The organism is Pseudomonas sp. Irchel s3h14 (assembly GCF_900187425.1).
GTDB lineage: Bacteria > Pseudomonadota > Gammaproteobacteria > Pseudomonadales > Pseudomonadaceae > Aquipseudomonas.
The window spans coordinates 18,176-42,151 of the sequence record NZ_FYDJ01000002.1 but is presented as its reverse complement, the minus strand read 5'-3'; the positions used below and the strand labels follow the sequence as shown (position 1 = coordinate 42,151).

Sequence of the window (23,976 nt, the reverse complement as noted above, 5' to 3'; positions counted from 1 at the left end):
CGTGGCCTTCAATACGCAGAGGGAGAGAGCGCCAACTCACGGCGCAGTTTGTCGCCGGCGGGGTTGACCGCCTCGCGCATGAATCCGATGCCGCTGCGCTGGTCGAGCCGGAACAACGTGTTGGTGACATACACGTCATCACGCAAGCCGATCACCTCCACCACTTCGCTGACGCAACGGCGGCCGTCGGGCATGCGCTTCAGCTGGATCACTACGTCCAGTGCGGCGCAGATCATTTGCCGCAAGGTACGTTCGGCGATGGTGCGGCCCGTCAGGCCCACCAGTGTCTCCAGGCGCAACAGCGCATCCTGGGCGTTGTTGGCGTGCACGGTGCTCATGGAGCCGTCGTGGCCGGTGTTCATTGCGGTGAGTACGTCCACCACTTCGACGCCACGAATCTCGCCGAGGATGATTCGGTCCGGGCGCATCCGCAGGGCGTTGCGAATCAGGTCACTGGCTTTCACTTCGCCGTGGCCTTCGGCATTCGGCGGTCGGGTTTCCAGGCGCACCACGTGAGGGTGCCCCAGGTGCAGTTCGGCGACGTCTTCGATGGTGACGAGTCGCTCGTGAGGGTTGATCAACTGGCTGAGAATGTTCAACAGCGTGGTCTTGCCGGTGCCGGTGCCGCCGCTGATCAGGATGTTGCAGCGCTTGCCCACGGCCTCCTGAAGAAAGTCGAAGATCGCCTGGTCGATGGTTTGCATCGCCATCAGGTCCGAGCTTTTGAGCATGTCCTTGCGAAATTTACGTATCGACAGGCAGGGACCATCGAGCGCAATCGGTGGAATGATCGCGTTGACCCGGCTGCCGTCGGGCAGTCGTGCGTCGACCATTGGCGACGACTCATCGAGCCGTCGACCGAGGGGCGCGAGAATCCGTTGCATGACCCGTTCGATGTGATGCGCATCGATGAAGCGCAAGTCGCTTTGATGCAGTACGCCGTCGCGTTCAATGAACACCCGGTGCGGGCCGTTGACCAGGATCTCCGTCACCGCCGGGTCTCGCAGCAGCACTTCCAAGGGGCCGAAACCGGTGAGTTCATCGACGATTTCTTCGGCCAGACGCTCCATTTCATAGCGGGAAATCGCCAGGTGCAGCCGGGCGATGTACTCGGCAACCTTGTCGATGACGAACTGCGAGAGCACCTGCCGTGAACCCTCCAGCAGGTTTTGGCCGGACTCCTCGATGGCGTCGATGATGTAGCGGTGCAGCACCAGTTTCAGACCTTCGTGGTCGGTGTTGCCAGTGGTGGTGCGCACAGGGGCACCAAAGAGTTTTTCACCGCTCATTGCGCACCCCTCAACCGGTTGAACCAGCCAGACTTGGGTTTGGCCAGGCCCTCGGAGCGCTTGGCCAACCGATCACCGAGGGCGCGCAGGCTTTGAGTCAGGCCTTCGCGGGGGGCCAGTTCAAACAACGTCACACCTTGGTTCTTGGCGTTAAGCCGCACTTCCGGGCTGTAGACGAGGGTCGCGATGATCTCCATGCCGAAGCTTTTGCTCAGGGTGTCGGAGTCCGGTGCGACGTTGCGCAGGTAGCGGTCCACCAGCAGTCTGGCGTGATCGAGCTTCATGCCTTTTTCGCGCCACAGGTTGAGTACCGCCAGGTTGCGACGGCAGTCGAGTACGTTCTGATCGGTGTACCACAGCAACTTGTCGCAATGGGTGACGAAGGTGCGTAGCGCTTCGCTGTCCGGCTGACCCGTCAGGTTCACCACGATGTGCTGGAAGTGTTGGCGCAGGGCGCTGAGCAGCATGTACAACTCGGCGGTGCTGGTGTGTTCCAGCGGCTCATCGTGGTGGGCGTAGGCGAGGATCCGCAACCCGGCGGCGCAGTTGGTGAACGCGCTGTCGATCAGCGTCGCGTCGAGGCGCCGCAAGTGCCGGAGTGCATCGCCGAAGTGGAACGAACTCTCCAGCCCGAGCAAGGCCAGGCTGTCACCGCGCGGCAGGCCAAGGTCCAGCAACAGCGTTTGCTGTCCGCTCTTCTGCACCACTTGCGCCATGTGCGTGGCGAGCAGCGCGCCGTCGGCGTTGATCTGCACACCGTAGAGCACCGTCAGGCTGCCCAGTTGGGTGTTCGGGGCCACGGGTGGCAGGCGTTTGCTCAGCCGTCGCACCAACCCCGCGACTTCACTGGAGCGCGAACCATAGGCCACGAAATCCCGTGCGCCGGCGCGCATGGCGTTGAGTACGAGTTGGTTGTCCATGCCATCGCCCAGCGCGACGATCGCCAGCATCGGTTTGGCTTCCAGGGCACCTTCGATCAGTGCGCTTTGGGCCACCACGTGTTCGCGGTCCAGACCGATGAACACCAGACTGGCGAAGGTCACGTCCACCAGCGCCAGCAATTCGTCGAGGCTGCCACCGCCGGCGCTGACCACTTGGCCCAACGGGGCGAGGGCGCCTTGCAGCCACTCAAGGTCGGTGCTGTTGCGCGTGATCGCGAGGAAGGTCTGGCTCAGGTTCTGGCTCTGGCTCATTGCGATAATCCGCTGCGTTTATCGAAGTTGCAGTTTTCGAGGCAGTTCAGGTGATACCAGTTCGGGTCATAGTTGCGCTTCAAACAGGGGCATGGAACGACTGCGCATTTTGATGCGTCCTTGCTCGATTCAGGGGGGTTGTTGGGTGATTTCGTTGCCGCGGATGACTACCACGCTCGACTTGCGCGGTGCTGTGCTGCCGTTGGTGACGACAGGTTTGGGTGGGGGCGTCATGGCCAGTTGGCTGAACTGGATCAACTCGCGGTTGGCACTGGCAAGTTTGGCCGATGAATCGCTTTTACCGGCCCAGTAACGAGCCAGACGTTTTTCATCGGCGCTGCGTACGGCCAGGCGCAGCACGCCAGCCTGGGCCGCCAACATCAGGCGGCTCAATAGTTGTTCGGGGACGGCAAGCAAGACGCTGCGGGCGCTGGCGCGCAATTGTTCCTGCCTGAGTTTTTCTTCGATGCTGCGGGCCGGGCTTGCGGGTTGACCGTCGTTGGTCAACCCCATCTGTTCGCCCACCCCGAGTACCCGCAAGGCCGGCACCACCAGTTGCGCCGACGGCTGAAGGTTGTTGTTGTCCATGCGCAGAAACAGCAGCACATCGACATAGTCCCCGGGTGTCAGTTGCCCTCCGGCATTGATCACTTCATCCACTGCGACGGCGAGGGCGCGTTCATCGGGACGAATCATCCGCGCCAGTCTGCCGCCGGCTTCAAAGCTTTCATCATTGAGCCAGGTGCCGGCGCTGAGGGCGCGCCAGGGCGTTCGGCCAATCGCTTGATCGAGGCGGCTCAGGCTGCCGGCCGGGACGGTACGGAGTTTTTCCAGGGTCACGTCGGCGGCGCTGATCGGCACGAACGGTGGCACATCATGCAGCAACACCACCACCGGTTGGCGGGTGGGGTCGTCCACGGGGGGCAGCGTCTGGGCGATGGGTGCAGGCGTGACGATCTCGGGTTGCACGACAGACTCGGGAGCGGGTTGGCGGCTTAGCGTGAGGCCCCAGTAACCGGCAACAATGGCGCCCACCAGAAACAAACCGGCCAGGCCCAGAGTGATACGACTGTTCATGACGGCTCTCCCTTTCCTGCTGCTTGAGACCTCGTCGCATCCTACGAGACAACTTCGCAATCAGGCAGCTATGAACATGGAACTATTTCGCTATTTGACGGTAGCTCAGCTAGAGCAAAAAGCCATTACGGGCCTGAAAATAACTAACGAAAGTAAGTAGTCAGGGCGAAAACGTGACTTTTTTGACGTCAACGAAGCAATTAATACTTTAGTGATAATTCGTTCTTACAGTTGTGGGTACGGGGAATGCCGACAATGCTGATGCTGGCAAAGGGGAATCATGTTGCGACCGTGCAACACCCGCCGTCTTTCAGGAGAACTGCCATGTCCTTTACCAAGATTGCTCAGAAGATCAAATCCGAAATCGCTTTTTACAAAGGCCTGGCCAAAGATACCGAGGGTGCCTCAGGTATTGAGTACGCGATTGTTGCCGCCATGGTCGCGGTGGTGATTGCCGGCCTCAGTGCAGGGATGGGAACCTCGATAACAACCCTGTTCGGCACCATCAAAGCCGCCATCGATTGACGCGAGAAGACGCACCGGTAGCTTGCCAATGCTCCAAAGGGCTTCTAACGTCAGCGCTTAGTCCATTGCAGGTGTTGCCCATGAACGCTCCCTCACTTCCACGCCAACAGCTACTTCTGGTCGATGATGAGGAGGATGCGTTGCTGGAGTTGGCGGAGTTGCTGGAGGGCGAGGGCTTCAATTGCTTTACCGCCACCTCGGTCAAACTCGCGCTGCAACATCTGACGCGCCACCCTGATATTGCGTTGGTGATCACGGATCTGCGGATGCCGGAGGAGAGTGGCATGTCGTTGATCAAGCGGTTGCGTGAACATACGTCCCGCCAGCATTTGCCGGTGATTGTGACGTCGGGGCATGCGGACATGGAGGATGTCAGTGACATGTTGCGGTTGCAGGTGCTCGACCTGTTTCGCAAGCCGATTTATCACGTGCGGTTGTTGGAGACGTTGAATAATTTGTTTCCGCAGCCTCGCATGGATTTAGTGAGTCAGTGATTGATCGTTCCCACGCTCTGCGTGGGAATGCAGCCAGGGACGCTCTGCGTCCCAAGAGCCGAACGCAGAGTGCAGGAACGGTCGGGTCAGGCAACCGGCCGCCAATGGCCCGCCATATGCTCAAGATCCCCCGCACCCACCAACAGCAAATCCCCGCTCGACCCTGCCGCACTGGCCAGCAACGTCACCTCACTGGGCAACCGCACCGGTTTGCGAAATTGCACCGCAATCTCGACATTCGCCGCCGGCAGATGATCGGCAAGCGCCGCCAGGGTGCGCGCCTTGTTCCACAACCCATGGGCGATGGCCTTCGGGAAACCGAAGAGTTTGGCGCTGACGGCACTCAGGTGAATCGGGTTGTAGTCGCCGGACACTTTGGCGTACTGCCGCCCAATGTCCGACGGCGCTTTCCAGCAGGCGACTTCCGACATTTCCAGCGACGATGCCAATACTTCTTCTACGGGTTCGCCTTCGAGTTTGACCCCGCGGCACAACATCTGGCTTTCAGCTTCCCACAACGCCCCCAGTTGATCGTCGAGTGTCGTCACCAGGTCGAACGTCGCGCCCTTTTCATGGGGTTGAAGGTTTTGCACCTGAACGCTGACCCGCACGCGATTCACGCCGCCCATTGGTCGAAAGATGCGAATGCGGTTGCTCAGGTGAATTAACCCCAGCAGCGGAAATGGAAACTCCTTGGCCGTCAGCAATTGCATCTGCAAGGCGAACGCGAGGATGTGTGGATAGGTTGGCGGCAACAAACCGTTTTCGGCAAAACCGCAGACCTTGCGATAGTCCGCCAGGCGCTTCGGATCGACATTGATCCAGCAGCGCAAACCCGAGTCGGGCAGGGTGGTGCCGGTGATTTTGCGTCGCGTCGCGGCCCGCACGTACAGTCCCGACAGGCTTGGTTCGCGGTTGAGTATGTGCCAATCGATGATCATGCCTAAGCCCCCAAAACACTTTGTCCGCACACTCGCAGGGCTTGACCGGTGAACGCGCCGGTACCCGGTTGAGCCAGCCACGCCACCGCTTCGGCGACGTCTTGCGGCAGACCACCCTGGCCCAGCGAACTCATGCGCCGCCCGGCCTCACGCACGCCGAACGGCAGGTGCGCGGTCATCTGGGTTTCGATGAAACCGGGTGCTACCGCATTGATGCTGATGCCGCGCTCGTTCAGCAGCGGCGCCCAGGCTTGGGCCAGCCCGATCAGCCCGGCCTTGCTGGCTGCGTAATTGGTTTGCCCGCGATTGCCGGCGATGCCGCTGATCGACGCCAGCAGGATCACCCGGCCGTTGTCGTGCAGGGTGCCGCTGTCGAGCAGTGCCTTGGTCAGCACTTGTGGCGCATTGAGGTTGACCGCCAACACCGAGTCCCAGAATTCCGGGGTCATGTTGGCCAGGGTTTTATCCCGAGTGATACCAGCGTTGTGGACCACGATGTCGATACCGTCGGGCAGTTGCTCGATCAACTGCGCGGCGGCGTCTTCGGCGCAAATGTCGAGGGTGATGCTGCGTCCGCCGAGGCGTGCGGCGAGGGCTTCGAGGTCAGTCTTGGCCGGTGCTACGTCGAGCAGGATCACGTCGGCCCCATCGCGGGCCAGGGTTTCGGCGATGGAGGCACCGATGCCGCGTGCAGCACCCGTGACCAGTGCCGTGCGGCCAGACAATGGACGAGTCCAGTCCGTCACCTGCGTGTCGCAGGCATTCAAGCGAATCACTTGCCCGGAAACGAATGCACTTTTTGGCGAGAGGAAAAACCTCAGCGGGCCTTCCAGTTGATCCTCCGCCCCTTCGCCGACATAAATCAGCTGCAAGGTGCCGCCACTGCGCAGTTCCTTGGCCAGCGAACGGCTGAAGCCTTCCAGTGCTCGCTGGGCACTGGCGGCGAACGGATCGCTCAAGGTCTCCGGCGCGCGCCCCAGAATCACCAGGTGCGCGCTGTGATCGAGGTTTTTTATCAGCGGCTGGAAGAACTCGCGCAGCTGTTTGAGTTGATCGGTCTGCACCAGGTCGCTGGCGTCGAACACCACGGCTTTGAGTTTGGGGCCGTGGCCGGGAATCCACGCAGTGGCCAGCGAAGGCTCGGTGCCGTAGCTGTAAATCGCGTCGGTCAGGCGGTTGGCGAAGGTGCTGATTTTCTCCGTCAACGGGCCACCGCCTAACAACAGCGCCCCCTCGACAGGCCGCAGCCGGCCTGCTTGCCAGCGCTCCAGACGAACCGGCGACGGCAGACCCAGGGCCCCGACCAAACGATGGCCGATGGACGAATTGGCGAAGTCGATATAACGGTCAGACATGGAACGCGCTCCAGCAGCTGGGGTTAAAAGTGTGGACCATGAATGGCAATCAGTCGTTCGATCCACGAGATAAGGCCTACGCTTGATCACTGTAGGAGCTGAGCTTGCTCGCGATGGCGGTGTATCTGTCGACATCAATGTAGCTGACACACCGCTATCGCGAGCAAGCTCGGCTCCTACAAGGGGGGTGGTTTTCAAAATGAATATTTCATCAGGAGCTTTTCATGACTCAACTGCGCCGCGTTGCAATTATTGGTGGTAACCGTATCCCCTTCGCCCGTTCCAACGGGCCGTACGCCACCGCCAGTAATCAGGCGATGCTTACCGCCGCGCTCGAAGGCCTGATCGAACGCTACAACCTGCACGGTTTGCGCCTGGGCGAAGTGGCGGCGGGGGCGGTGGCCAAGCACTCCCGGGATATGAGCCTGACCCGCGAGTGCGTGCTGGGCTCGCGGTTGTCGCCGATGACGCCGGCCTACGACATCCAGCAAGCCTGCGGCACGGGGCTGGAGGCAACATTGTTGGTGGCGAACAAAATCGCCCTGGGTCAGATCGAATGTGGCATTGCAGGTGGCGTCGACACAGCCTCGGACGTGCCGATCGGTGTCAACGAAAGCCTGCGCAAGATCCTCCTGCAGGCCAACCGCGCCCGAAGCACCGCCGACAAACTGAAAACCTTCCTGCAACTGCGTCCCCGCCACTTGATACCCGACTTTCCAAGCATCAGCGAGTCGCGCACCGGTCTGTCGATGGGCGAGTACTGCGAGTTGATGGCCCAGGCCTGGAACATTCCGCGCGACGAACAGGACCAACTGGCGTTGGACAGTCACCAGAAAATGGCCGCGTCCTACACCGAAGGCTGGCACAACGATTTGATGACACCGTTCCTCGGCCTGACCCGCGACAACAACCTGCGCCAGGATCTGACCCTGGAGAAACTCGCCTCACTGAAACCGGCCTTCGAGAAAAGCGCCAAGGGCACCCTGACGGCGGGCAACTCGACGCCGCTCACCGATGGCGCATCGCTGGTGCTGATGGGCAGTGAAGAATGGGCCAAGGAACGTGGTCTGCCGATCCTTGCCTATTTGCGCGATGGCGAGGTGGCGGCGGTGGATTTCGTCAGCGGTGCGGAAGGATTGTTGATGGCGCCGGTGTATGCGGTGCCACGTTTGCTGGCGCGCAATGGCCTGACCTTGCAGGACTTCGATTACTACGAAATCCACGAAGCCTTCGCCGCGCAGGTACTCTGCACGCTGAAGGCCTGGGAGGATCCGGAATATTGCAAAACCCGCCTCGGTCTCGATGCGCCACTGGGCTCCATCGACCGTAGCCGCCTCAATGTCAAAGGCAGTTCACTGGCGGCGGGACATCCATTTGCGGCTACCGGCGGGCGCATCGTCGCCAATTTGGCGAAGTTGCTGGATGCGGCGGGCAAGGGGCGAGGCTTGATCTCGATGTGCGCGGCTGGTGGCCAAGGGGTGACAGCGATTATCGAGCGCTGAGGACGGCGGCGCTTTTCTGCTGGGCCAGCTGCCGATTGCGGTTGGCGTAACTCTCGGCCATGACCGAGCAGACGATCAGCTGCAACGGGTGGTAGATCATGATCGGCAACAGGATCAGTCCAAGCCCCGGGTTGGCGCCGAAGATCAGCGCCGCCATTGGCGCACCGGCGGCCAGTGATTTCTTGCTGGCGCAAAACACCGCGGCGATTTCATCGGCCGGGCTGAATTTCAATGCGCGAGCGGTGCGGGTGGTCATCCACAGGATGATCGCCAGCAGGATCGCACTGCCGATCAGTGCCGTGAGGATCACGCTGTTGCCCTGCTTTTGCCACATCCCCGAGACCATCGAATTGCAGAACGCCGCGTACACCAGCAACAGGATCACCAACTTGTCGGCGATGTTGGTGTAGCGCTTGTGGCGGGCGAAGAACTTGCCGAGGAACGGCCGAACCAATTGGCCGAGTACCAGCGGCAACAGCAACATGGCGCAGAGGTCGAGCAGGGTGGCGCCCAGATCGATGCCGCCCGCGCCGCTGCCGACCACGAAACTCACCAGTAACGGCGTCAGGAAAATCCCCAGCACGCTGGACAGGCTCGCGTTGAGAATCGCCGCCGGTACGTTGCCGCCCGCGCTGCCGGTCAGGGCCACGGACGAGGAGATGGTCGAGGGCAGGGCGCAGAGGTACAGGAAGCCCAGCATCAGCAGCGACGGAATGTGCGAACCCAACAGCGTGTCGCTCAGCAGCCAGATCAGCGGAAACACCGCGAAGGTGAATCCCTGAACCATCACGTGCAGCTTCCAGTTTTTCAGACCGTGAGTGATCTGCTCGCTGGACAGGTTGACCCCGTGCAGGAAGAACACCAGGAACACGCCGATGTTGATCACGTATTCAGCGTGCATTCCGCCGCCGGTGGCACCAAAGGTCGGGAAGAAATACGCCAGCAGCGTGGCGATCAACATGCCACACAAGAACCAGTCGGTGACCACGCGTTTGAGGTGTTTGAAGGCATGCATAACAGGCACCGAATACATTTGTAAGAATTGGTGACTTAGCCTAACGTCGGCTCCATCAGCCGTCTTGCGACATAAGGCCAATCAATGCCGACTAACGGACAACTTTCTCTCGAACGGACGATTCCGACGCTGACGGTGCTGCCGCGTCCGCTGTATGCCCGTGCGGAAAGCCTCAACGCCGGTTCATGGACGCCGCCGCATCGACACGATTGGGTGCAGTTCTCCTACGCGATCAGCGGTGTTCTCGGCGTGCATACCGCCGAGGGCAGTTTCTATGCGCCGCCGCAGTGGGGCATCTGGATTCCGGCGGATCTCGAACACCAGGTGGTGACCTCGATGCGCGCCGAGATGCGCAGCCTCTATGTGCGCCGCGAGGATTGTGAATGGGCGGACGGGCGTTGCCGGGTGCTGGAAGTGACGCCGTTGGCCCGGGAGCTGATCAAGAGTTTTTGTTTGCTGCCGGTTGAATATCCACAGGGCGACAGCCAGGAATCGCGGCTGGTGAGTGTGCTGCTGGATCAGTTGGCGCATCTGCCGGAGGTCGGCTTCTCGCTACCGTTACCGCGCCATGAACGGTTGCTGGGGTTGTGCAACGAGCTGATCGAAAGCCCTGAGCGCAATGTGACCTTGCAGGCGTGGGCCGAGCGGTTGGGCACCTCGGAGAAGACCTTGATGCGGCTCTTTCAGCGGGAAACCGGGTTGAGCTTTCGAGGGTGGCGACAGCGGATGCGGTTGCTGTCGTCGTTGAGTTTGCTGGAGGAGGGGGACAGCGTGACGAATGCCGCGCTGTCTTGCGGGTATGACTCGACTTCGGCGTTTATTGCGGCGTTCAAGAATCTGTTCGGGTTTACTCCCGGAGAACTCTTCAAACAGTGACGGCCTCATCGCGGGCAAGCCTTGCTCCTACGGATTTGTGTGACACCGATATGGGGTACGACACAAATCCGTAGGAGCAAGGCTTGCCCGCGATTGGCCGCGGAGCGGCCACCGGGATTCAGGATCAGGTTCTGAAGCGGCGCACCAACCCATCCAGCTCATTCGACAACCCCGCCAGACTCTGCGAATCCAGCCGCGCCGAGTTCGCCAGTTCCGCCACCAATTGCGCATCACCATGAATCTGACTGATGTGCCGATTGATGTCTTCAGCCACCTGATGCTGTTCTTCCGCCGCGGTAGCGATCTGGGTGTTCATGTCGCGGATCACGTCCACCGACTCACGAATCAGCCCGAAACTGCTGCGTGCTTCACCGATCCGCGTCACCGATTGCTGGGACACTTCCAGGCTGGCGTGCATTTGCTGAGTCACCTGACTGGTGCGTTTGGCGAGGTTGCCCAGCAAACCATCGATTTCCGCCGTGGAATCGGCAGTCCGCTTGGCCAGTGCCCGAACTTCATCGGCGACCACTGCAAACCCACGACCCTGTTCACCGGCCCGCGCTGCTTCGATAGCGGCGTTCAGCGCCAGCAGGTTGGTCTGTTCGGCAATCGAGCGAATGGTCCCGAGGATTGACTGAATGTCGTTGCTGTCGCGCTCAAGCTGTTGCATCGACTGGGCCGACTGTTCGATTTCCTGGCTCAAGCGATCAACGCTGGTCACGGCCGCATCAATCTGCTGCTGACCTTCACGTGCCTGGCGCTGGCCGCTGTCGGCCGATTCCGCCGCCTGGCTGCAAGAGCGCGCGACTTCGTTGGCGGTGGCGACCATTTCGTGGAACGCCGTGGAAACCATGTCCACCGCTTCACGCTGACGCCCGGCGGCTTCGGCCATGTCGCTGGAGACCTGGGTCGAACTCTTGGAGGTGGCGAGGATCTTGGTCGCGGCGCCGCCGATGCTCTGGATCAGGTTACGAATCGCTGCCAAGAACTGGTTGAACCAGTTGGCCAGTTGCGCGGTTTCGTCGCTGCCACGGATTTGCAGGTTCTTGGTCAAGTCGCCTTCACCTTGGGCGATGCCTTCCAGACCGCTGGCCACGCTGCGGATCGGTCGCACGATAAGGCTGGCGAAACTGGCGCCGACGATGGCGAAGAACACGGCCAGCACGGCGGCGATGATCGCGATCAGCCAGGTCAGCTGAGTGGCCGAACTCATCACGTCGGTCTGCTTGATCAGGCCGATGAAGGTCCAGCCCAGTTGCTCCGACGGCCAGACGTTGGCCATGTAGCGTTCGCCGTTCAGCTCGACTTCCACCAGCCCTTTACCGGCCTTGGCCAGTTGCGCGTAGCCCTCGCCGAGGCTGCTCAAGGCTTTGAAGTTGTGTTCCGGTTGCTTCGGATCGACCAGCACGGTGCCGGTGTTTTCCAGCAGCATCAGGTAGCCGGTTTCACCGAGCTTGATCTGCTTGACGATTTCAGTGAGCTGCTTGAGCGTCACGTCGATGCTGACCACACCGCCATTGGTGCCCAACTTGTTATCGATGGTGCGCACGGTACTGACGTACGTCGCGTCGTCCTGGGCCCAGTAATAGGCCTCGGTGCGGAACGGTTTGCCCGGTTTGGCCTGGGCAGCTTTGTACCAGGGGCGCTGGCGCGGGTCGTAATTGTTCAGTTTGGCATCGTCCGGCCAGGACACATAACCGCCCGCCGCGGTGCCGAGAATGGCATAGGCGTAGGACGGGTGACTGTTACCCAGGTCCTGAAGGAGGCCGAAGACCTTCTTGTCCATCTCGCCTTGAGGAATGCTTTCGGCGTTGGCGCTCATGTACGTCTTGAGGCTGTCGTCGGAATTCTTGATCAGTGGTTGGGTCGCCAGGTAATCCACGTTCTGGCTGATGCCGTCAAAGAACAGTTGCATGGCGTTGCTGACCTGACGAATTTCGCGGCCACTGCCGTCAACGAAACTGTCCTTGGCATCACTGCGCAAGTTCAGCACAACCAGGGTAGCGACCAGCACCACCGGCAAGCAGGCGATGATTGCAAACGCCCAGGTCAACTTCTGTTTGATGTTCATCCGCGCTCCAGATTTTTCTTGTAGGCCCACGCAGTGCAGATGACTCGCGGATATTGGCAGAACGATTGTCGGACAAATCACTTTGTCACTGATGACTTCGGCTGGCCGAGGTGGAAATTGAGGTCTGTTAAGAAAAATCCTACGAAGGGTATGAATCGAGATGTCAGCTTCTGTCGCAAATACCCGCTTAGCCCTTCAGCAACAAGTGGCGCAGGGTCAGCTATGATCTGTGGCGCCGATGACGAGCGGCGGTTGCTGACTGATTAAACCGGCACATTGTGTGCTTCTCGACGGTCACAGGAACGTTCATAGGTCGGCAACCCCTCCCCCGAATGAGTGGATTGCCGTATAACGAATGACTTTCGCGTGTTTGGTAATAAAGGACCCCCAATAAAAGCTGATGAAGACTCCAAAACGCATTGAACCCCTGATCGAGGACGGTCTGGTCGACGAGGTGCTGCGCCCACTCATGAGTGGTAAAGAAGCAGCTGTTTATGTGGTGCGCTGCGGCAACGAGTTACGTTGCGCGAAGGTCTACAAGGAGGCGAATAAACGCAGTTTCCGTCAGGCGGCCGAGTATCAGGAAGGCCGCAAGGTGCGCAACAGCCGTCAGGCTCGAGCGATGGCCAAGGGCTCCAAGTTCGGCAAGAAAGAAACCGAAGACGCCTGGCAGAATGCCGAAGTGGCGGCGTTGTTCCGTCTGGCCGGTGCTGGCGTGCGGGTTCCTCAGCCTTACGACTTCCTTGAAGGCGTGCTGTTGATGGAACTGGTGGCCGATGAGTACGGTGATGCCGCGCCGCGTCTGAACGACGTGGTGCTGGAACCGGATCAGGCACGCGAGTATCACGCGTTTCTGATTTCGCAGATCGTGCTGATGTTGTGTACCGGTCTGGTGCACGGTGACCTGTCGGAGTTCAACGTATTGCTGACCCCGACCGGCCCGGTGATCATCGATCTGCCGCAAGCGGTCGACGCAGCGGGCAACAACCACGCGTTCAGCATGCTGGAGCGGGATGTCGGCAACATGGCGTCCTACTTCGGGCGGTTTGCGCCGGAGTTGAAAAAGACCAAGTACGCCAAGGAAATGTGGGCCCTGTTCGAAGCCGGCACCTTGCACCCGGCCAGCGTCTTGACCGGCGAGTTCGATGAGCCGGAAGAGTTGGCCGATGTTGGCGGGATCATGCGCGAGATCGAGGCGGCACGCCTTGATGAAGAGCGCAAGCAAGCGATCCGCGCTGCTGACGACGCGCCACCGAGCAAAGCCGAAGAGCCGCCTCCGCCTTGGATGCAGTGATCGGTTAACGAAAAACCCGGCTTCTGCCGGGTTTTTTGTAGATGCCAGCCACCTGACCTCCAAACGCTGGAGTACCAGTGTGGGAGCGGGCTTGCTCGCGAATGCGGTGTGTCATTCAACATCAATGTCGACTGATCTATCGCATTCGCGAGCAAGTCGAATCGTCGCACCGCCGCTCCCACATTGGATTTTCGGTGTAATTGAGTTTTGAGATTTCCCGGACTCCCCACACTCAAGGACTGAATGTGAACGCCACCCGCAACGCCCAACTGATCATCACCGCCCGTCTGGTCTCGGACTTCGGCGCCTTCCTCAACATGGTCGCCCTGGCCACCTACGTCTACCTGCTCAGCAACAGCGCCATGAGCGTCGGCATCTTCCTCGCCAGCCGCGTGGCCGGTGGAGTATTCGCCAGCCTAATCGGTACGACGTTTTATCGCCGCTGGGCCGGGCGCCTGCCGCTGATTGCCTTCGACCTGTTGCGCGCCGGGCTGCTGGGCCTGCTGCTGGTGCTGCCGGTCGCCCAACAAGTACTACTTTTACCGTTAATTGCATTCGGTCTGGGATTCGGCAACTCGATGTTCGCGATCGGCCTGAACAGTCAGTTGCCGCACTTGATCGAAAGCGAACACCTGCTCAAGACCAACGCCTGGATCACCTCGGCGTCGTCGGCCGCCATGGTCGGCGGAAGTCTGGTGTCAGGGCTATTGGTGGCAGCATTCGGCTTTGAAACGGTGCTTGCATTGAACGTCGTCACTTATCTGCTGGCCGCGTTGTTCATCTTGCCGCTGCGCTTCTCAAAACCTGCGCCCAGTGATGAACCCAGCCACGAGCGTGGTGAGTGGGCGGTCTTGCTCCAGGGACTGCGCAGCACACCGGTGGTGGCGGCTATGCTCGCCGTGGCGATGGCTGACACCCTTGGCAGTGCCGCGCACAACGTGGGTTTTCCGATTATTTCCAGACTGCTGACGCCCGAGTCAGCCAGCACCACGCTGGGCCTGATGTTGGCGGTCTGGGCCTGCGGAAAACTCATCGGCGCGCGCATCGCCAGCCGGCTGAAAGGTTCGGACAACGTGAACCTGGAGCGACGATTTTTCTTTGGTGTGTTGCTGATGTCCTGCGGCTTCATCCTGATGTTTCAGCAGCAAACGCTCTACGGCTTGCTGTTGTTCTCGTTGCCGGCGGGGTTGGGCGACGGTTTCTCGGAAGTCGGCCTGATGTCGCGCCTGCAACGTGAGCCGGACAGCCTGCGTCTGCCGATTTTCAGCTTCCTGACGTTGTTGCAAATGACCGGGTTCGGCGTCGGCATGCTGATCGCCGCGCCGTTCTATTCGTGGTGGACGCCGGGTGCCGTGGTGCTGTTGTTCCACGGGATTCCCCTCACCACGTTGTTGGTGGTGAAGGGGCTGGCAATCAGGGGCGAGCGGGTCGGGCGCAACAGCCCGACTCCAGGTTCTTGAGGATCGGGCAGTCGGGACGGTGATCACCGTGGCAGTGTTCGACCAGGTCCTGCAGGGTGTCGCGCAGTTGGCCGAGTTCGCGGATTTTCTGGTTCAGCTCGTCGATGTGCTGACGGGCCAGGGCCTTCACGTCGGCGCTGGCTCGCTGGCGGTCCTGCCAGAGGGTCAGCAGTTTGCCGACTTCTTCCAGTGAGAACCCCAGGTCCCGGGAGCGCTTGATGAACGCCAGGGTATGCAGGTCGTCGTCGCCGTACACCCGATAGCCGCTGTCGGTACGATGGGCGGCCTTGAGCAAGCCGATGGATTCGTAATAACGGATCATCTTCGCGCTCAGGCCGCTTTGGCGGGCCGCTTGGCCGATGTTCATCGGTTGTCCTCCAGATCCTTGGGTTTCCAGGTTTTCAACAGTAACGCATTGCTCACCACGCTGACGCTCGACAACGCCATGGCCGCACCGGCCAGTACCGGGTTGAGGAAGCCGAACGCTGCCAGCGGAATGCCGATCAGGTTGTAGACGAAGGCCCAGAACAGGTTCTGACGAATCTTCGCGTAGGTCTTGCGACTGATCTCCAGCGCCGCCGGCACCAGCCGTGGGTCGCCGCGCATCAGGGTGATCCCGGCCGCGTGCATCGCAACGTCGGTGCCACCGCCCATGGCGATGCCTATGTCGGCGGCGGCCAGGGCGGGTGCGTCGTTGATGCCGTCGCCGACCATCGCTACCACGCCGGTTTTTTTCAGTTCCGCGACGGTGGCGGCTTTGTCCGCCGGCAGCACTTCGGCGTGGACATCCTTGATGCCCAGCGCCTCGGCGACCACTTTGGCGCTGCCGCGATTATCGCCGGTCAGCAGGTGACTGCTGATGTTGCGTGCGTTGAGTTGTTGCACGGCTTGCAGCGCGCCGGGTTTGAGGGTGTCGCCGAAAGCGAAGAGGCCCAATACTCGTGTCTCGGGGCTTTGCTCGATCAGCCAGGACAGGGTCCGGCCTTCGGTTTCCCACGCGGTGGCGGAGTCCGCCCATTCACCTGCGCTCAAGCCGCTCTCTTCCAGGAGACGACGATTACCCAACGCCAATCGACGACCGTCGAGAGTGCCGGCGATGCCACGGCCGGTCAGCGATTGACTGTCGCTGACATCGGCCACGGTCAAGCCACGGTCGGCGCAAGCATCCAGAACGGACTTGGCCAGTGGGTGTTCGCTGCCGCGTTGCAGGGCGCCGGCCATTTGCAGCAGGGCCGCTTCGTCATTGTTGATGGCGCTCAAATGAGCGATGCGTGGGGCACCTGAGGTCAGCGTGCCAGTCTTGTCGAACACCACTGCACTGACTTCATGGGCACGCTCCAACGCTTCGGCGTCCTTGATCAGAATCCCGTGGCGCGCCGCCACGCCGGTGCCGGCCATGATCGCTGTCGGTGTGGCCAGCCCGAGCGCGCACGGGCAAGCGATCACCAATACCGCCACGGCATTGATCAGCGCCGTTTCCATCGGCGCGCCGTACAACCACCAGCCGATCAAGGTGGCCAACGCAATCAGCAGGACCGTTGGCACGAACACCTGGCTGACTTTATCCACCAGTTTCTGGATCGGGGCCTTCGCTGCTTGAGCGTCTTCGACCAGGCGGATGATGCGCGCCAGCACGGTTTCCGCGCCCAAAGCCAGGGTACGAACGAGCAACCGGCCTTCGCCATTGATCGCGCCGCCGGTGACCTTGTCGCCGGGTTGTTTGGGCACCGGCAGGCTTTCTCCGCTGATCAGCGCTTCGTCGGCGTGGCTCTGACCTTCGACCACTTCACCGTCCACCGGGAAGCGTTCGCCGGGTTTGACCATGACCAGATCATTCAAACGCAAGGCGCTGATGGCGACGTCCTGCTCGCGACCGTCGATCACCTGAATCGCCCGTTCCGGGCGCAAGGCTTCGAGGGCGCGAATGGCGCTGGCGGTCTGGCGTTTGGCGCGGCTTTCCAGGTATTTGCCCAGCAGCACCAAGGCAATCACCACCGCCGAGGCTTCGAAATACAGGTGCGGCATGCGCCCGGCGGCGGTGGCCCATTCATAGAGACTCAAGCCATAACCGGCGCTGGTGCCCAACGCGACCAGCAAATCCATGTTGCCGGCACCGGCGCGCACGGCTTTCCAGGCAGCGACGTAAAACCGCGCACCGAAGATGAATTGCACCGGCGTGGCCAACGCGAATTGCACCCAGGCCGGGAGCATCCAGTGCACACCGAACGGTTGCAGCAGCATTGGCAGCACCAGCGGCGAGGCGAGGACGATCGCCATGATCAAGGCCCAACGCTCGCGGTGCAGGCGTTGTTGTTGATTATCGGTTTGCGGGTGTTCGACTTCCCAGACACTCGCGCTATAGCCCGCCTTGGTCACTGCGCCGATCAAGGTTTGCGGATCGATCTGGCCGAGCAGTTCAAGGTGAGCACGTTCGTTGGCCAGGTTGACGCTGACGCTCTTGACCCCCGGCACCTTGGCCAGCGCTCGTTCGACCCGGCCGACGCAGGAGGCGCAGGTCATGCCATCGATGCTCAATTCCAGACTTTGCTGCGGTACGCTGTAACCCGCCTGCTGCACGGCGTCCATCAAGGCTGGCAGGCTGTCGCTGGGCGCTTGCACCCGGGCCTGTTCGGTGGCCAGGTTGACGCTGACGGCAGAGGCGCCGATGACTTTGCTCAAGGCACGCTCGACACGCCCGGCGCAACTGGCGCAAGTCATGCCGGCAATCGGCAGATCGAAAGTGGTGGATTCGGACATCGGTCACGCTCCCTGTAGAAGATGACTACAGGATCAACCTTGCCATGCTGGCAAGGTCAAGCGCCATGTCTCAGATCAAAAGACCGGCACCTGATCGTTCCCACGCAGAGCGTGGGAACGATCATCAACAGGCGACTCAATAGTCCAGGGCGGCAGGCTTGAGGTACATCCCTTCCTGCGTCATCGCAATCCGGAACTTCAGCACGTCACCGGCCTTGAGCGTGATGTTCTGCGAACCCGGAGCGAGCATGCCCGGGTTGCAACCCGACGCCTGCCCCGGCAGCAGCTTCAGGCGCAAGGAGACATTGCCCGGCGGCAGGTTGAACGAGGTGCTTTGTTCCTGGAATAACCGCGCCGACAGCTGATCGTGAATGTACACGCCGATCTCGCAGGAGGTCGCAACTTCCAGGCGCTCGCGGGAAATGATCAGTACGCCATAGTCCTCCCCGGCGGCTTGAACCGAAGGTGTCGCGGCAAATAGGCTGAGAAAGCCAAACAGGCTGAGAGCTGACCAGCGCATGGCTGAATCTCCTGATGTCGAGTCATTGATGGACGCAGCTTGGCCGAGCGCGACGCTGATTGCCAGCCCGGCAGCTCACTTCAGAACTTGACCTTGCCATGATGGCAAGCTCGAGACTGCACGCAACCTCACTCAAGGAGTCATCCCATGCAAGTGTTCAACGTTCAAGGCATGTCCTGCGGTCACTGCGTCAAAGCCATCACTCAGGCGCTGCAAGCCAAGGATCCTGCGGCCAGCGTGCGTATCGATCTGGCCGCGAAAGAAGTCGGCGTCGAGAGTGCCTTGTCGGCGGATCAGGTAATCGCGGTGATCACCGAAGAAGGCTACGAGGCCAAGGTTGCCTGAGTCCATCTTTGTAGGAGCCGAGCTTGCTCGCGATAGCGAACTGACAGACAACACAAGACGTAAAGCCGCCATCGCGAGCAAGCTCAGCTCCTACAGGGTTTTTAATAGTTAGCGACCTAACGGAATGTTCAAGGCGTCCATGCGCGGCTAGACTGTGGGGCTGCCGACCCCTGTCCAACTGGATGCCTGATGAATTTCCGTACCATTTTGATTCTTGGCGCCTTGAGCGCCTTCGGTCCGCTGGCGATCGATTTCTATCTGCCGGCTTTCCCGGCGATGGCGCTCGCCTTCGCCACCGATGAAAAACACGTTCAGCTGACCCTGGCGGCGTATTTCCTTGGATTGTCCATCGGTCAACTGGCTTACGGCCCGGTGGCGGATCGCTTCGGGCGACGCATTCCCTTGCTGACCGGTGTCGGGCTGTTCACCGCAGCCTCTCTGGCCTGTGCCTATGCGCCGAACCTCGAATGGCTGATCGGCGCACGTTTCGTTCAGGCGTTGGGCGGGTGCGCGGGGATGGTGATCGCGAGGGCGATTGTCAGTGATAAATGCGATGCGGTGGGTTCGGCGAAGGTCTTTTCGCAGCTGATGCTGGTGATGGGCCTGGCGCCGATTCTTGCGCCGATGCTGGGCGGGCTGTTGGTCAACACCACGGGCTGGCAGTCGATCTTTCTCGTGCTGACCGGTTTCAGTGCGCTGGCAGGGTTGGCTGTGGCGCTGGGGTTGCCGGAAAGTCTGCCGGCCCATGTGCCGCGTCAACCGTTGTCCGGCGCGTTGCGTCAGTACGGTCGACTGTTGTCGGACCGGGTGTTCCTCGGCCACGCGTTGACCGGTGGCATCGCCATCGCCGGGATGTTTGCCTACATCGCCGGTTCACCATTCGTCTTCATCAAGCTGTATGGCGTGCCGCCCGAGCATTTCGGCTGGCTGTTCGGTACCAACGCGGCAGGTTTCATTCTGGTGGCGCAGCTCAACGCGCGACTGCTGGCCAAGCGTGGCCCGGCGTTTCTGCTGTCGCGCACCGTGTGGATCTACGTCGGCGCCGGTCTGGCGCTGCTGGCCGTCAGTTCGCTGCACACCGCGCAGCTATGGCCGTTGCTGATTCCGCTGTTTGTCTGCATCGCCAGCCTCGGTTGCATCCTGCCCAACGCCTCGGCCTGCGCCATGAACGGGCAGGGCGCTCGCGCCGGCAGTGCGTCGGCAATGCTCGGTTGCCTGCAATTCAGCGTTGCCGCCGGGGCAGCAGCACTGGTGGGCGTTTTACACGACGGCAGCGCCATGCCGATGGCCATGGTCATCAGCCTGTGCGGAATTCTGGTGGTGAGCGTGGCGATGCTCACCCGGCGTTTGCAAAAAGCCCGGGCGCTGGCGCAAGCCCAGGTCTGAGGGTGGACTCAGCCAGCCGCGCGTTGCTGCTGGTCGGGAAATTGATGAGGGGCGTGCAGGCGCGCTTCAAGGGTTCGGGTGAAGGCGCGGGCTTCGGCTTCGCTACGGAACGTCACAGCATGTTGGTCCAGGCGGACCTGCCACTGGGATTTAGCCACTTCTTTTATCAGGATCTTCATTGCTGACCTCCTTATGTAAAAGATTGCATCGCAGAGGTTTCGATTGTAGACCCGAATACGATCGCAATTATGACAACGGTCAACTCTCTGACTGACGGTGTCGTCCTTTACCGGACGACACGTCTGTCAATGTGTTTCAGAATCCTTCAAGCACAATCTTGCCCCTGGATTTGCCGCTCTCCAGAAGTTCGTGGGCACGACGCAGGTTGGCCGCGTTGATGGTGCCGAAGTGTTCACCCACCGTAGTTTTCAGCGTCCCGGCGTCGATCAGCTCAGCCACGCGGTTAAGCAATTTGTGCTGCTCGATCATGTCTGCGGTTTCGAACAGCGAGCGGGTGTACATGAACTCCCAGTGCAGCGACAGGCTCTTGCGCTTGAGCTTGGTCACGTCCAGCGCCTTCGGATCATCGATCAGGGCCAGTTTGCCTTGCGGCGCCAAAGCCTCGACCAACTGATCCAGGTGGTGATCGGTCTGGGTCAGGCTGGCGACGTGAGTCACCTGATCGACACCCGCGCGTTTGAGTTCTTCGCTCAACGGCTGGCTGTGATCAATCACCAGGTCGGCACCCAGCTCACGAACCCAGCTCTGGGTTTGCGGGCGGGAAGCGGTGCCGATGACTTTCAGCCCGGTCAGTTGGCTGGCCAGTTGCGTAAGAATCGACCCCACACCGCCAGCGGCACCGACAATCAAAAGGCTCTGGCCTTCATCGGTTTTGCCTTCACGCACTTGCAGGCGTTCGAAGAGCAATTCCCACGCCGTGATAGCGGTCAGCGGCAGAGCGGCGGCTTCGGCGAACCCAAGGGTTTTCGGCATATGGCCGACGATCCTCTCATCGACCACGTGCAGTTCGCTGTTGCCGCCCGCGCGGGCGATGGAGCCGGCGTAGAACACTTTGTCGCCGGCCTTGAACAGCGTGACTTCACTGCCGACAGCCTTGACCACACCGGCCACGTCCCAGCCCAGCACTTTCGGCGTGCCCGCTTCAGGCTGGACGTTTTGGCGCACCTTGGTGTCCACCGGGTTAACCGAGATGGCTTTGACTTCCACCAACAGGTCACGCGGGCCGGCAACCGGTTCTGGCAGTTCGATGTCTTGCAGAGCGTTTGAGTCGCTGATTGGCAAGGAGGCGTAGTAGGCAATGGCTTTCATTGGAGCTCCTGAAAAGTAATAAAGAAGGAAGAAATCAGACGATGGAGCGCAGGCGCTTGAGGTCGAAATGTTCGAGAAAGTCGCCAGCCTTGGCGCGGAAGTTCTGGACATGTGCGCTGGCGTCATGGGCTTGCAGGGCTTCGTCACTGCTCCATTTTTCGATCATGTAGAAGGCATGAGGATTTGCTAGGTCCTGGTGCAAGTCGTATTGACCGCAACCGGCCTCGGCGCGGGTCGGTTCCAGCAGCGCACGCAGGTGCTGTTCGAGGGCATCCTGCTGGCCGGCTTTGGCGATGAGGGTGGCGATGGCGGTAAAAGGCTGGGACATGTTCGGCTCCGGGAACGGGATGAATTCGATGGGACGGATGATTGGCTATTTCTCTGCAAGATAAAACCCGCTAAAAGAGCAGTCTCTTTCAATATTTTTTTGATAATCGAGGCTGGAAAATGCTGCGTTTCGATGACTTGCAGTTGTTTGTCCGGGCGGCGGACCTGGGCAGTCTGTCAGCGGCGGCGCGGGGGATGGACATGTCGGCCGCGGTAGCCAGTGCGGCGTTGAAGCGCATCGAACAGCAGCTCGGCGCCCGGTTGCTCGCCCGTTCTACCCGTAGCCTGCGGCTGACAGCTGAAGGCGAGGGATTTCTCGAATACGCTCGGGCTGCCTTGAGCAATCTCGATGAGGGCCGCCGTTTATTGGCCAGCGGCCAGGACCAGGTCAGCGGTATTTTGCAGCTCTCGGCGCCTTCGGACTTTGGCCGCAACCTGCTGCTGCCCTGGCTGGACGAGTTTCAGCGAGAGCATCCGAAGCTTACGGTGCGTTTGCTGCTGGGCGACCGCATCGCTGACCTGTTCCGCCAACCGGTGGACATCGCCCTGCGGTACGGCGAGCCGGAAGACTCAAGCCTGGTGGCGCTGCCCATCGCCCCGCAGAATCGCCGCGTGCTCTGTGCCGCCCCGAGTTACCTGGCCCGGCATGGCGAGCCACGGCAACTCGAGCAACTGGCTCAGCACAACTGCCTGCTGTTCATGCTCGGCAGCCGGGTCCACGATCATTGGAGTTTCCACGACGGCAAACGCGAGGTCAGCCTGACCGTCAGCGGCGATCGTTTCAGCGATGATGCCGATGTCGTGCGGCTGTGGGCCGTGGCGGGTGCCGGGATCGCCTACAAATCCTGGCTCGATGTCGCGGCCGATGTGCTGGCCGGTCGATTGAAAGTGCTCATGCCGGAACTGCTCTGTGAGCGTGCACCGCTGAATTTGCTGTGCGCCCATCGCGCACAATTGAGTAAGCCGGTGAACCTTTTGCGGGAAATGCTCGCCAGCCGATGCGCCCGCTTGAGTAGCCAATTTCCGACGTTATCGGGTACCGATCATTAGTCGCAGGCAAATAGCGAAATTTCACTCAGGAACTATCACCACCAACGGTTTCCCAAGGGCAGGAACCGGCGGTTAACCCGCATATACTAGCGCTCGCCTCATGTACGCACCGTCGATCTCGCATTGGCGAGTCCACGTCCGAGTCAGCCAGGCCCCATGGTCAATCGCCGCGGCTTTGCGAAACCTGCGAAGCAATGGCCTGTGCGATTGACCGGCTTTGCCCGGGTTATGGCGGTTTCCACGCCTTGGCCGACGACACATTACTGGTCAAGATGTCTCTGAGCAGTAGACGAAACGATTCAACAGGGAGTGAATACATGGAACATGCACCTTGCATCAGCCAGATCGCCACGTTGCTGGCTGACCCAAAGCGCAGCGCAATGATGTGGGCCTTGATGGACGGCTCGGCGCGGCAAACCGAAGAGCTGGCCTTGTTGGCCGGCCTGTCACCGTCTTCGGCCAGTGCGCATCTGGGGCGTTTGTCCGCCGGAGGTCTGTTGAAAGTCGAATTTCGCGGCCGCAAGCGGTTCTTCCGTCTTGCCGCCCCTGAAGTAGGTGCCGCGATAGAGGCACTGGCCAGCGCTACCCTGGCCAGCACGCCTCGGGAAGTCCCGGACGTTTTCAAGCGCACGCCCCCTCTCGCCAAACCTCAGACGGCGCCTTCGTCACTCTTGCGCGCCAGGCTTTGCGACGACCATTTGGGCGGCACTCTTGCCGCCGATCTTTATCAGCGTTTGCTGGATGCGGGCTGGATCGAACAGTTCGATCAGCGGGTCATGATCACCCACAAGGGCGCCACGCAATTGGCGACGCGGGGTGTGTTCATCCAGGCGCTGGCTCATCGCAACAGCCGAGTCGCCTGCGCTTGTCCGGACTGGAGCGAAAGACGCCCACACATGGGCGGATCACTGGGTGCGGCGTTGCTGCAATTGTTCATGCAGTCCGGTTGGTTGAGCCTGCCCAACGATTCTCGAGCCTTGCAGATCACCGCCGCTGGGCAGCGTGAAATCCATCGATTCGCCAAAGAAACCGAGCTGGAAATGGCGTTGTAGACGCATCGAGATCGACGTCCGAAGCTTCGGACGTCGTTCAGAGCTGCGAACAGGTCGCATCCAGCAGTAACCCCCAGCCGCTATCGCGCACACTCGTCCGGGGACTTTCGGATTGGGG

Annotated in this window: 23 protein-coding genes and 1 pseudogene; 10 read left to right on the top strand and 14 right to left on the bottom strand. The window is 60.8% G+C overall.

Annotated elements, in window-relative coordinates; translation table 11 throughout:
* Positions 1-8 precede the first annotated feature (8 nt).
* The 3 genes from CKW16_RS03910 to cpaB all read right to left on the bottom strand — a co-directional run bounded on the left by CKW16_RS03910 (position 9) and on the right by cpaB (position 3,559).
* On the bottom strand, positions 9-1,289 hold the full coding sequence (locus CKW16_RS03910) for a CpaF family protein (RefSeq protein ID WP_095127295.1): 1,281 nt from the start codon (positions 1,287-1,289) through the stop codon (positions 9-11).
* Positions 1,286-2,482 carry a pilus assembly protein gene (locus tag CKW16_RS03905; RefSeq protein WP_095127294.1) on the bottom strand — a complete coding sequence of 399 codons (1,197 nt, stop codon included), beginning with the start codon at positions 2,480-2,482 and terminating at the stop codon, positions 1,286-1,288. The genes CKW16_RS03910 and CKW16_RS03905 overlap by 4 nt, the downstream gene beginning before the upstream one ends.
* A gap of 129 nt (positions 2,483-2,611) precedes the next feature.
* Positions 2,612-3,559, bottom strand: a complete 948-nt coding sequence (gene cpaB, locus CKW16_RS03900; protein WP_095127293.1) for a Flp pilus assembly protein CpaB — start codon at positions 3,557-3,559, stop codon at positions 2,612-2,614.
* A 324-nt stretch (positions 3,560-3,883) separates the two neighbouring features.
* Between cpaB and CKW16_RS03895 the strand changes: the two genes are divergently transcribed.
* Both CKW16_RS03895 and CKW16_RS03890 read left to right on the top strand, forming a co-directional pair.
* The gene (locus CKW16_RS03895) at positions 3,884-4,084 is read left to right on the top strand and encodes a Flp family type IVb pilin (RefSeq protein ID WP_095127292.1); all 201 of its coding nucleotides are present in this window, start codon (positions 3,884-3,886) and stop codon (positions 4,082-4,084) included.
* An 80-nt stretch (positions 4,085-4,164) separates the two neighbouring features.
* The gene (locus CKW16_RS03890) at positions 4,165-4,578 is read left to right on the top strand and encodes a response regulator (RefSeq protein ID WP_095127291.1); all 414 of its coding nucleotides are present in this window, start codon (positions 4,165-4,167) and stop codon (positions 4,576-4,578) included.
* 86 nt (positions 4,579-4,664) lie between these two features.
* Here CKW16_RS03890 and CKW16_RS03885 read toward each other — a convergent pair whose 3' ends face one another.
* Together CKW16_RS03885 and CKW16_RS03880 are read right to left on the bottom strand one after the other, a co-directional pair.
* Entirely contained in the window at positions 4,665-5,519 is an 855-nt protein-coding gene (locus tag CKW16_RS03885) for a MaoC family dehydratase (RefSeq protein ID WP_095127290.1), read from the bottom strand.
* Between the two features lie 2 nt (positions 5,520-5,521).
* Positions 5,522-6,874, bottom strand: coding sequence for a 3-oxoacyl-ACP reductase (locus CKW16_RS03880; protein ID WP_095127289.1), 1,353 nt, complete (start codon positions 6,872-6,874; stop codon positions 5,522-5,524).
* Between the two features lie 224 nt (positions 6,875-7,098).
* Between CKW16_RS03880 and CKW16_RS03875 the strand changes: the two genes are divergently transcribed.
* Complete coding sequence (locus tag CKW16_RS03875; RefSeq protein ID WP_095127288.1) at positions 7,099-8,376, top strand: acetyl-CoA C-acetyltransferase; 1,278 nt, start codon at positions 7,099-7,101, stop codon at positions 8,374-8,376.
* Here CKW16_RS03875 and CKW16_RS03870 read toward each other — a convergent pair.
* Complete coding sequence (locus CKW16_RS03870) at positions 8,363-9,391, bottom strand: bile acid:sodium symporter family protein (protein ID WP_095127717.1); 1,029 nt, start codon at positions 9,389-9,391, stop codon at positions 8,363-8,365. The genes CKW16_RS03875 and CKW16_RS03870 overlap by 14 nt on opposite strands.
* An 84-nt stretch (positions 9,392-9,475) precedes the next feature.
* On the opposite strand from CKW16_RS03870, the gene CKW16_RS03865 reads away from it, so the two are divergent.
* Positions 9,476-10,267, top strand: coding sequence for a helix-turn-helix transcriptional regulator (locus CKW16_RS03865; RefSeq protein WP_095127287.1), 792 nt, complete (start codon positions 9,476-9,478; stop codon positions 10,265-10,267).
* A gap of 124 nt (positions 10,268-10,391) precedes the next feature.
* Here CKW16_RS03865 and CKW16_RS32790 read toward each other — a convergent pair whose 3' ends face one another.
* Entirely contained in the window at positions 10,392-11,120 is a 729-nt protein-coding gene (locus CKW16_RS32790) for a methyl-accepting chemotaxis protein (protein WP_371917828.1), read from the bottom strand.
* 129 nt (positions 11,121-11,249) lie between these two features.
* Positions 11,250-12,338 (bottom strand): annotated as a pseudogene (locus CKW16_RS32785) (cache domain-containing protein); the annotation flags it as partial.
* A 400-nt stretch (positions 12,339-12,738) separates the two neighbouring features.
* Between CKW16_RS32785 and CKW16_RS03855 the strand changes: the two are divergent.
* Together CKW16_RS03855 and CKW16_RS03850 are read left to right on the top strand one after the other, a co-directional pair.
* The gene (locus tag CKW16_RS03855) at positions 12,739-13,632 is read left to right on the top strand and encodes a PA4780 family RIO1-like protein kinase (RefSeq protein ID WP_056746159.1); all 894 of its coding nucleotides are present in this window, start codon (positions 12,739-12,741) and stop codon (positions 13,630-13,632) included.
* 245 nt (positions 13,633-13,877) lie between these two features.
* Positions 13,878-15,092 carry an MFS transporter gene (locus CKW16_RS03850; protein ID WP_095127285.1) on the top strand — a complete coding sequence of 405 codons (1,215 nt, stop codon included), beginning with the start codon at positions 13,878-13,880 and terminating at the stop codon, positions 15,090-15,092.
* Here CKW16_RS03850 and cueR read toward each other — a convergent pair.
* The 3 genes from cueR to CKW16_RS03835 all read right to left on the bottom strand — a co-directional run bounded on the left by cueR (position 15,046) and on the right by CKW16_RS03835 (position 18,369).
* Positions 15,046-15,459 carry a Cu(I)-responsive transcriptional regulator gene (gene cueR / locus CKW16_RS03845; protein ID WP_095127284.1) on the bottom strand — a complete coding sequence of 138 codons (414 nt, stop codon included), beginning with the start codon at positions 15,457-15,459 and terminating at the stop codon, positions 15,046-15,048. The two genes, CKW16_RS03850 and cueR, sit on opposite strands and share 47 nt — an antisense overlap.
* Complete coding sequence (locus CKW16_RS03840) at positions 15,456-17,849, bottom strand: heavy metal translocating P-type ATPase (protein ID WP_095127283.1); 2,394 nt, start codon at positions 17,847-17,849, stop codon at positions 15,456-15,458. Before CKW16_RS03840 ends, cueR begins: the two co-directional genes overlap by 4 nt.
* A gap of 136 nt (positions 17,850-17,985) precedes the next feature.
* Positions 17,986-18,369, bottom strand: a complete 384-nt coding sequence (locus CKW16_RS03835; RefSeq protein ID WP_095127282.1) for a hypothetical protein — start codon at positions 18,367-18,369, stop codon at positions 17,986-17,988.
* A 147-nt stretch (positions 18,370-18,516) separates the two neighbouring features.
* Here CKW16_RS03835 and CKW16_RS03830 point away from each other — a divergent pair, with 147 nt between their 5' ends.
* Together CKW16_RS03830 and CKW16_RS03825 are read left to right on the top strand one after the other, a co-directional pair.
* Entirely contained in the window at positions 18,517-18,714 is a 198-nt protein-coding gene (locus tag CKW16_RS03830; protein WP_046044719.1) for a heavy-metal-associated domain-containing protein, read from the top strand.
* A gap of 189 nt (positions 18,715-18,903) precedes the next feature.
* Positions 18,904-20,100, top strand: coding sequence for a multidrug effflux MFS transporter (locus tag CKW16_RS03825; protein WP_095127281.1), 1,197 nt, complete (start codon positions 18,904-18,906; stop codon positions 20,098-20,100).
* A gap of 8 nt (positions 20,101-20,108) precedes the next feature.
* On the opposite strand, the gene CKW16_RS32240 is transcribed toward CKW16_RS03825, so the two are convergent.
* The 3 genes from CKW16_RS32240 to CKW16_RS03815 all read right to left on the bottom strand — a co-directional run bounded on the left by CKW16_RS32240 (position 20,109) and on the right by CKW16_RS03815 (position 21,757).
* Positions 20,109-20,279 carry a hypothetical protein gene (locus CKW16_RS32240; protein ID WP_176471512.1) on the bottom strand — a complete coding sequence of 57 codons (171 nt, stop codon included), beginning with the start codon at positions 20,277-20,279 and terminating at the stop codon, positions 20,109-20,111.
* Between the two features lie 136 nt (positions 20,280-20,415).
* On the bottom strand, positions 20,416-21,429 hold the full coding sequence (locus tag CKW16_RS03820) for a zinc-binding alcohol dehydrogenase family protein (RefSeq protein WP_095127280.1): 1,014 nt from the start codon (positions 21,427-21,429) through the stop codon (positions 20,416-20,418).
* A 34-nt stretch (positions 21,430-21,463) separates the two neighbouring features.
* A complete protein-coding gene (locus CKW16_RS03815; RefSeq protein ID WP_095127279.1) occupies positions 21,464-21,757 on the bottom strand; it encodes a putative quinol monooxygenase in 294 nt (97 codons plus the stop codon).
* Between the two features lie 119 nt (positions 21,758-21,876).
* Here CKW16_RS03815 and CKW16_RS03810 point away from each other — a divergent pair, with 119 nt between their 5' ends.
* Entirely contained in the window at positions 21,877-22,806 is a 930-nt protein-coding gene (locus CKW16_RS03810; RefSeq protein WP_033059503.1) for a LysR family transcriptional regulator, read from the top strand.
* Positions 22,807-23,123: 317 nt separating this feature from the next.
* Positions 23,124-23,858: a helix-turn-helix transcriptional regulator gene (locus CKW16_RS03805; RefSeq protein ID WP_095127278.1), complete on the top strand. Its 735-nt coding sequence runs from the start codon at positions 23,124-23,126 to the stop codon at positions 23,856-23,858.
* The last annotated feature ends 118 nt before the right edge of the window (positions 23,859-23,976 follow it).

What these genes read in the sequence shown, in the direction of transcription:
- CKW16_RS03910 (WP_095127295.1), bottom strand. Translation starts at nt 1,289, where the DNA reads ATGAGCGGTGAAAAACTCTTTGGTGCCCCTGTGCGCACCACCACTGGC.
- CKW16_RS03905 (WP_095127294.1), bottom strand. Translation starts at nt 2,482, where the DNA reads ATGAGCCAGAGCCAGAACCTGAGCCAGACCTTCCTCGCGATCACGCGC.
- cpaB (WP_095127293.1), bottom strand. Translation starts at nt 3,559, where the DNA reads ATGAACAGTCGTATCACTCTGGGCCTGGCCGGTTTGTTTCTGGTGGGC.
- CKW16_RS03895 (WP_095127292.1), top strand. Translation starts at nt 3,884, where the DNA reads ATGTCCTTTACCAAGATTGCTCAGAAGATCAAATCCGAAATCGCTTTT.
- CKW16_RS03890 (WP_095127291.1), top strand. Translation starts at nt 4,165, where the DNA reads ATGAACGCTCCCTCACTTCCACGCCAACAGCTACTTCTGGTCGATGAT.
- CKW16_RS03885 (WP_095127290.1), bottom strand. Translation starts at nt 5,519, where the DNA reads ATGATCATCGATTGGCACATACTCAACCGCGAACCAAGCCTGTCGGGA.
- CKW16_RS03880 (WP_095127289.1), bottom strand. Translation starts at nt 6,874, where the DNA reads ATGTCTGACCGTTATATCGACTTCGCCAATTCGTCCATCGGCCATCGT.
- CKW16_RS03875 (WP_095127288.1), top strand. Translation starts at nt 7,099, where the DNA reads ATGACTCAACTGCGCCGCGTTGCAATTATTGGTGGTAACCGTATCCCC.
- CKW16_RS03870 (WP_095127717.1), bottom strand. Translation starts at nt 9,391, where the DNA reads ATGCATGCCTTCAAACACCTCAAACGCGTGGTCACCGACTGGTTCTTG.
- CKW16_RS03865 (WP_095127287.1), top strand. Translation starts at nt 9,476, where the DNA reads ATGCCGACTAACGGACAACTTTCTCTCGAACGGACGATTCCGACGCTG.
- CKW16_RS32790 (WP_371917828.1), bottom strand. Translation starts at nt 11,120, where the DNA reads ATGGTTTCCACGGCGTTCCACGAAATGGTCGCCACCGCCAACGAAGTC.
- CKW16_RS03855 (WP_056746159.1), top strand. Translation starts at nt 12,739, where the DNA reads ATGAAGACTCCAAAACGCATTGAACCCCTGATCGAGGACGGTCTGGTC.
- cueR (WP_095127284.1), bottom strand. Translation starts at nt 15,459, where the DNA reads ATGAACATCGGCCAAGCGGCCCGCCAAAGCGGCCTGAGCGCGAAGATG.
- CKW16_RS03840 (WP_095127283.1), bottom strand. Translation starts at nt 17,849, where the DNA reads ATGTCCGAATCCACCACTTTCGATCTGCCGATTGCCGGCATGACTTGC.
- CKW16_RS03835 (WP_095127282.1), bottom strand. Translation starts at nt 18,369, where the DNA reads ATGCGCTGGTCAGCTCTCAGCCTGTTTGGCTTTCTCAGCCTATTTGCC.
- CKW16_RS03830 (WP_046044719.1), top strand. Translation starts at nt 18,517, where the DNA reads ATGCAAGTGTTCAACGTTCAAGGCATGTCCTGCGGTCACTGCGTCAAA.
- CKW16_RS03825 (WP_095127281.1), top strand. Translation starts at nt 18,904, where the DNA reads ATGAATTTCCGTACCATTTTGATTCTTGGCGCCTTGAGCGCCTTCGGT.
- CKW16_RS32240 (WP_176471512.1), bottom strand. Translation starts at nt 20,279, where the DNA reads ATGAAGATCCTGATAAAAGAAGTGGCTAAATCCCAGTGGCAGGTCCGC.
- CKW16_RS03820 (WP_095127280.1), bottom strand. Translation starts at nt 21,429, where the DNA reads ATGAAAGCCATTGCCTACTACGCCTCCTTGCCAATCAGCGACTCAAAC.
- CKW16_RS03815 (WP_095127279.1), bottom strand. Translation starts at nt 21,757, where the DNA reads ATGTCCCAGCCTTTTACCGCCATCGCCACCCTCATCGCCAAAGCCGGC.
- CKW16_RS03810 (WP_033059503.1), top strand. Translation starts at nt 21,877, where the DNA reads ATGCTGCGTTTCGATGACTTGCAGTTGTTTGTCCGGGCGGCGGACCTG.
- CKW16_RS03805 (WP_095127278.1), top strand. Translation starts at nt 23,124, where the DNA reads ATGGAACATGCACCTTGCATCAGCCAGATCGCCACGTTGCTGGCTGAC.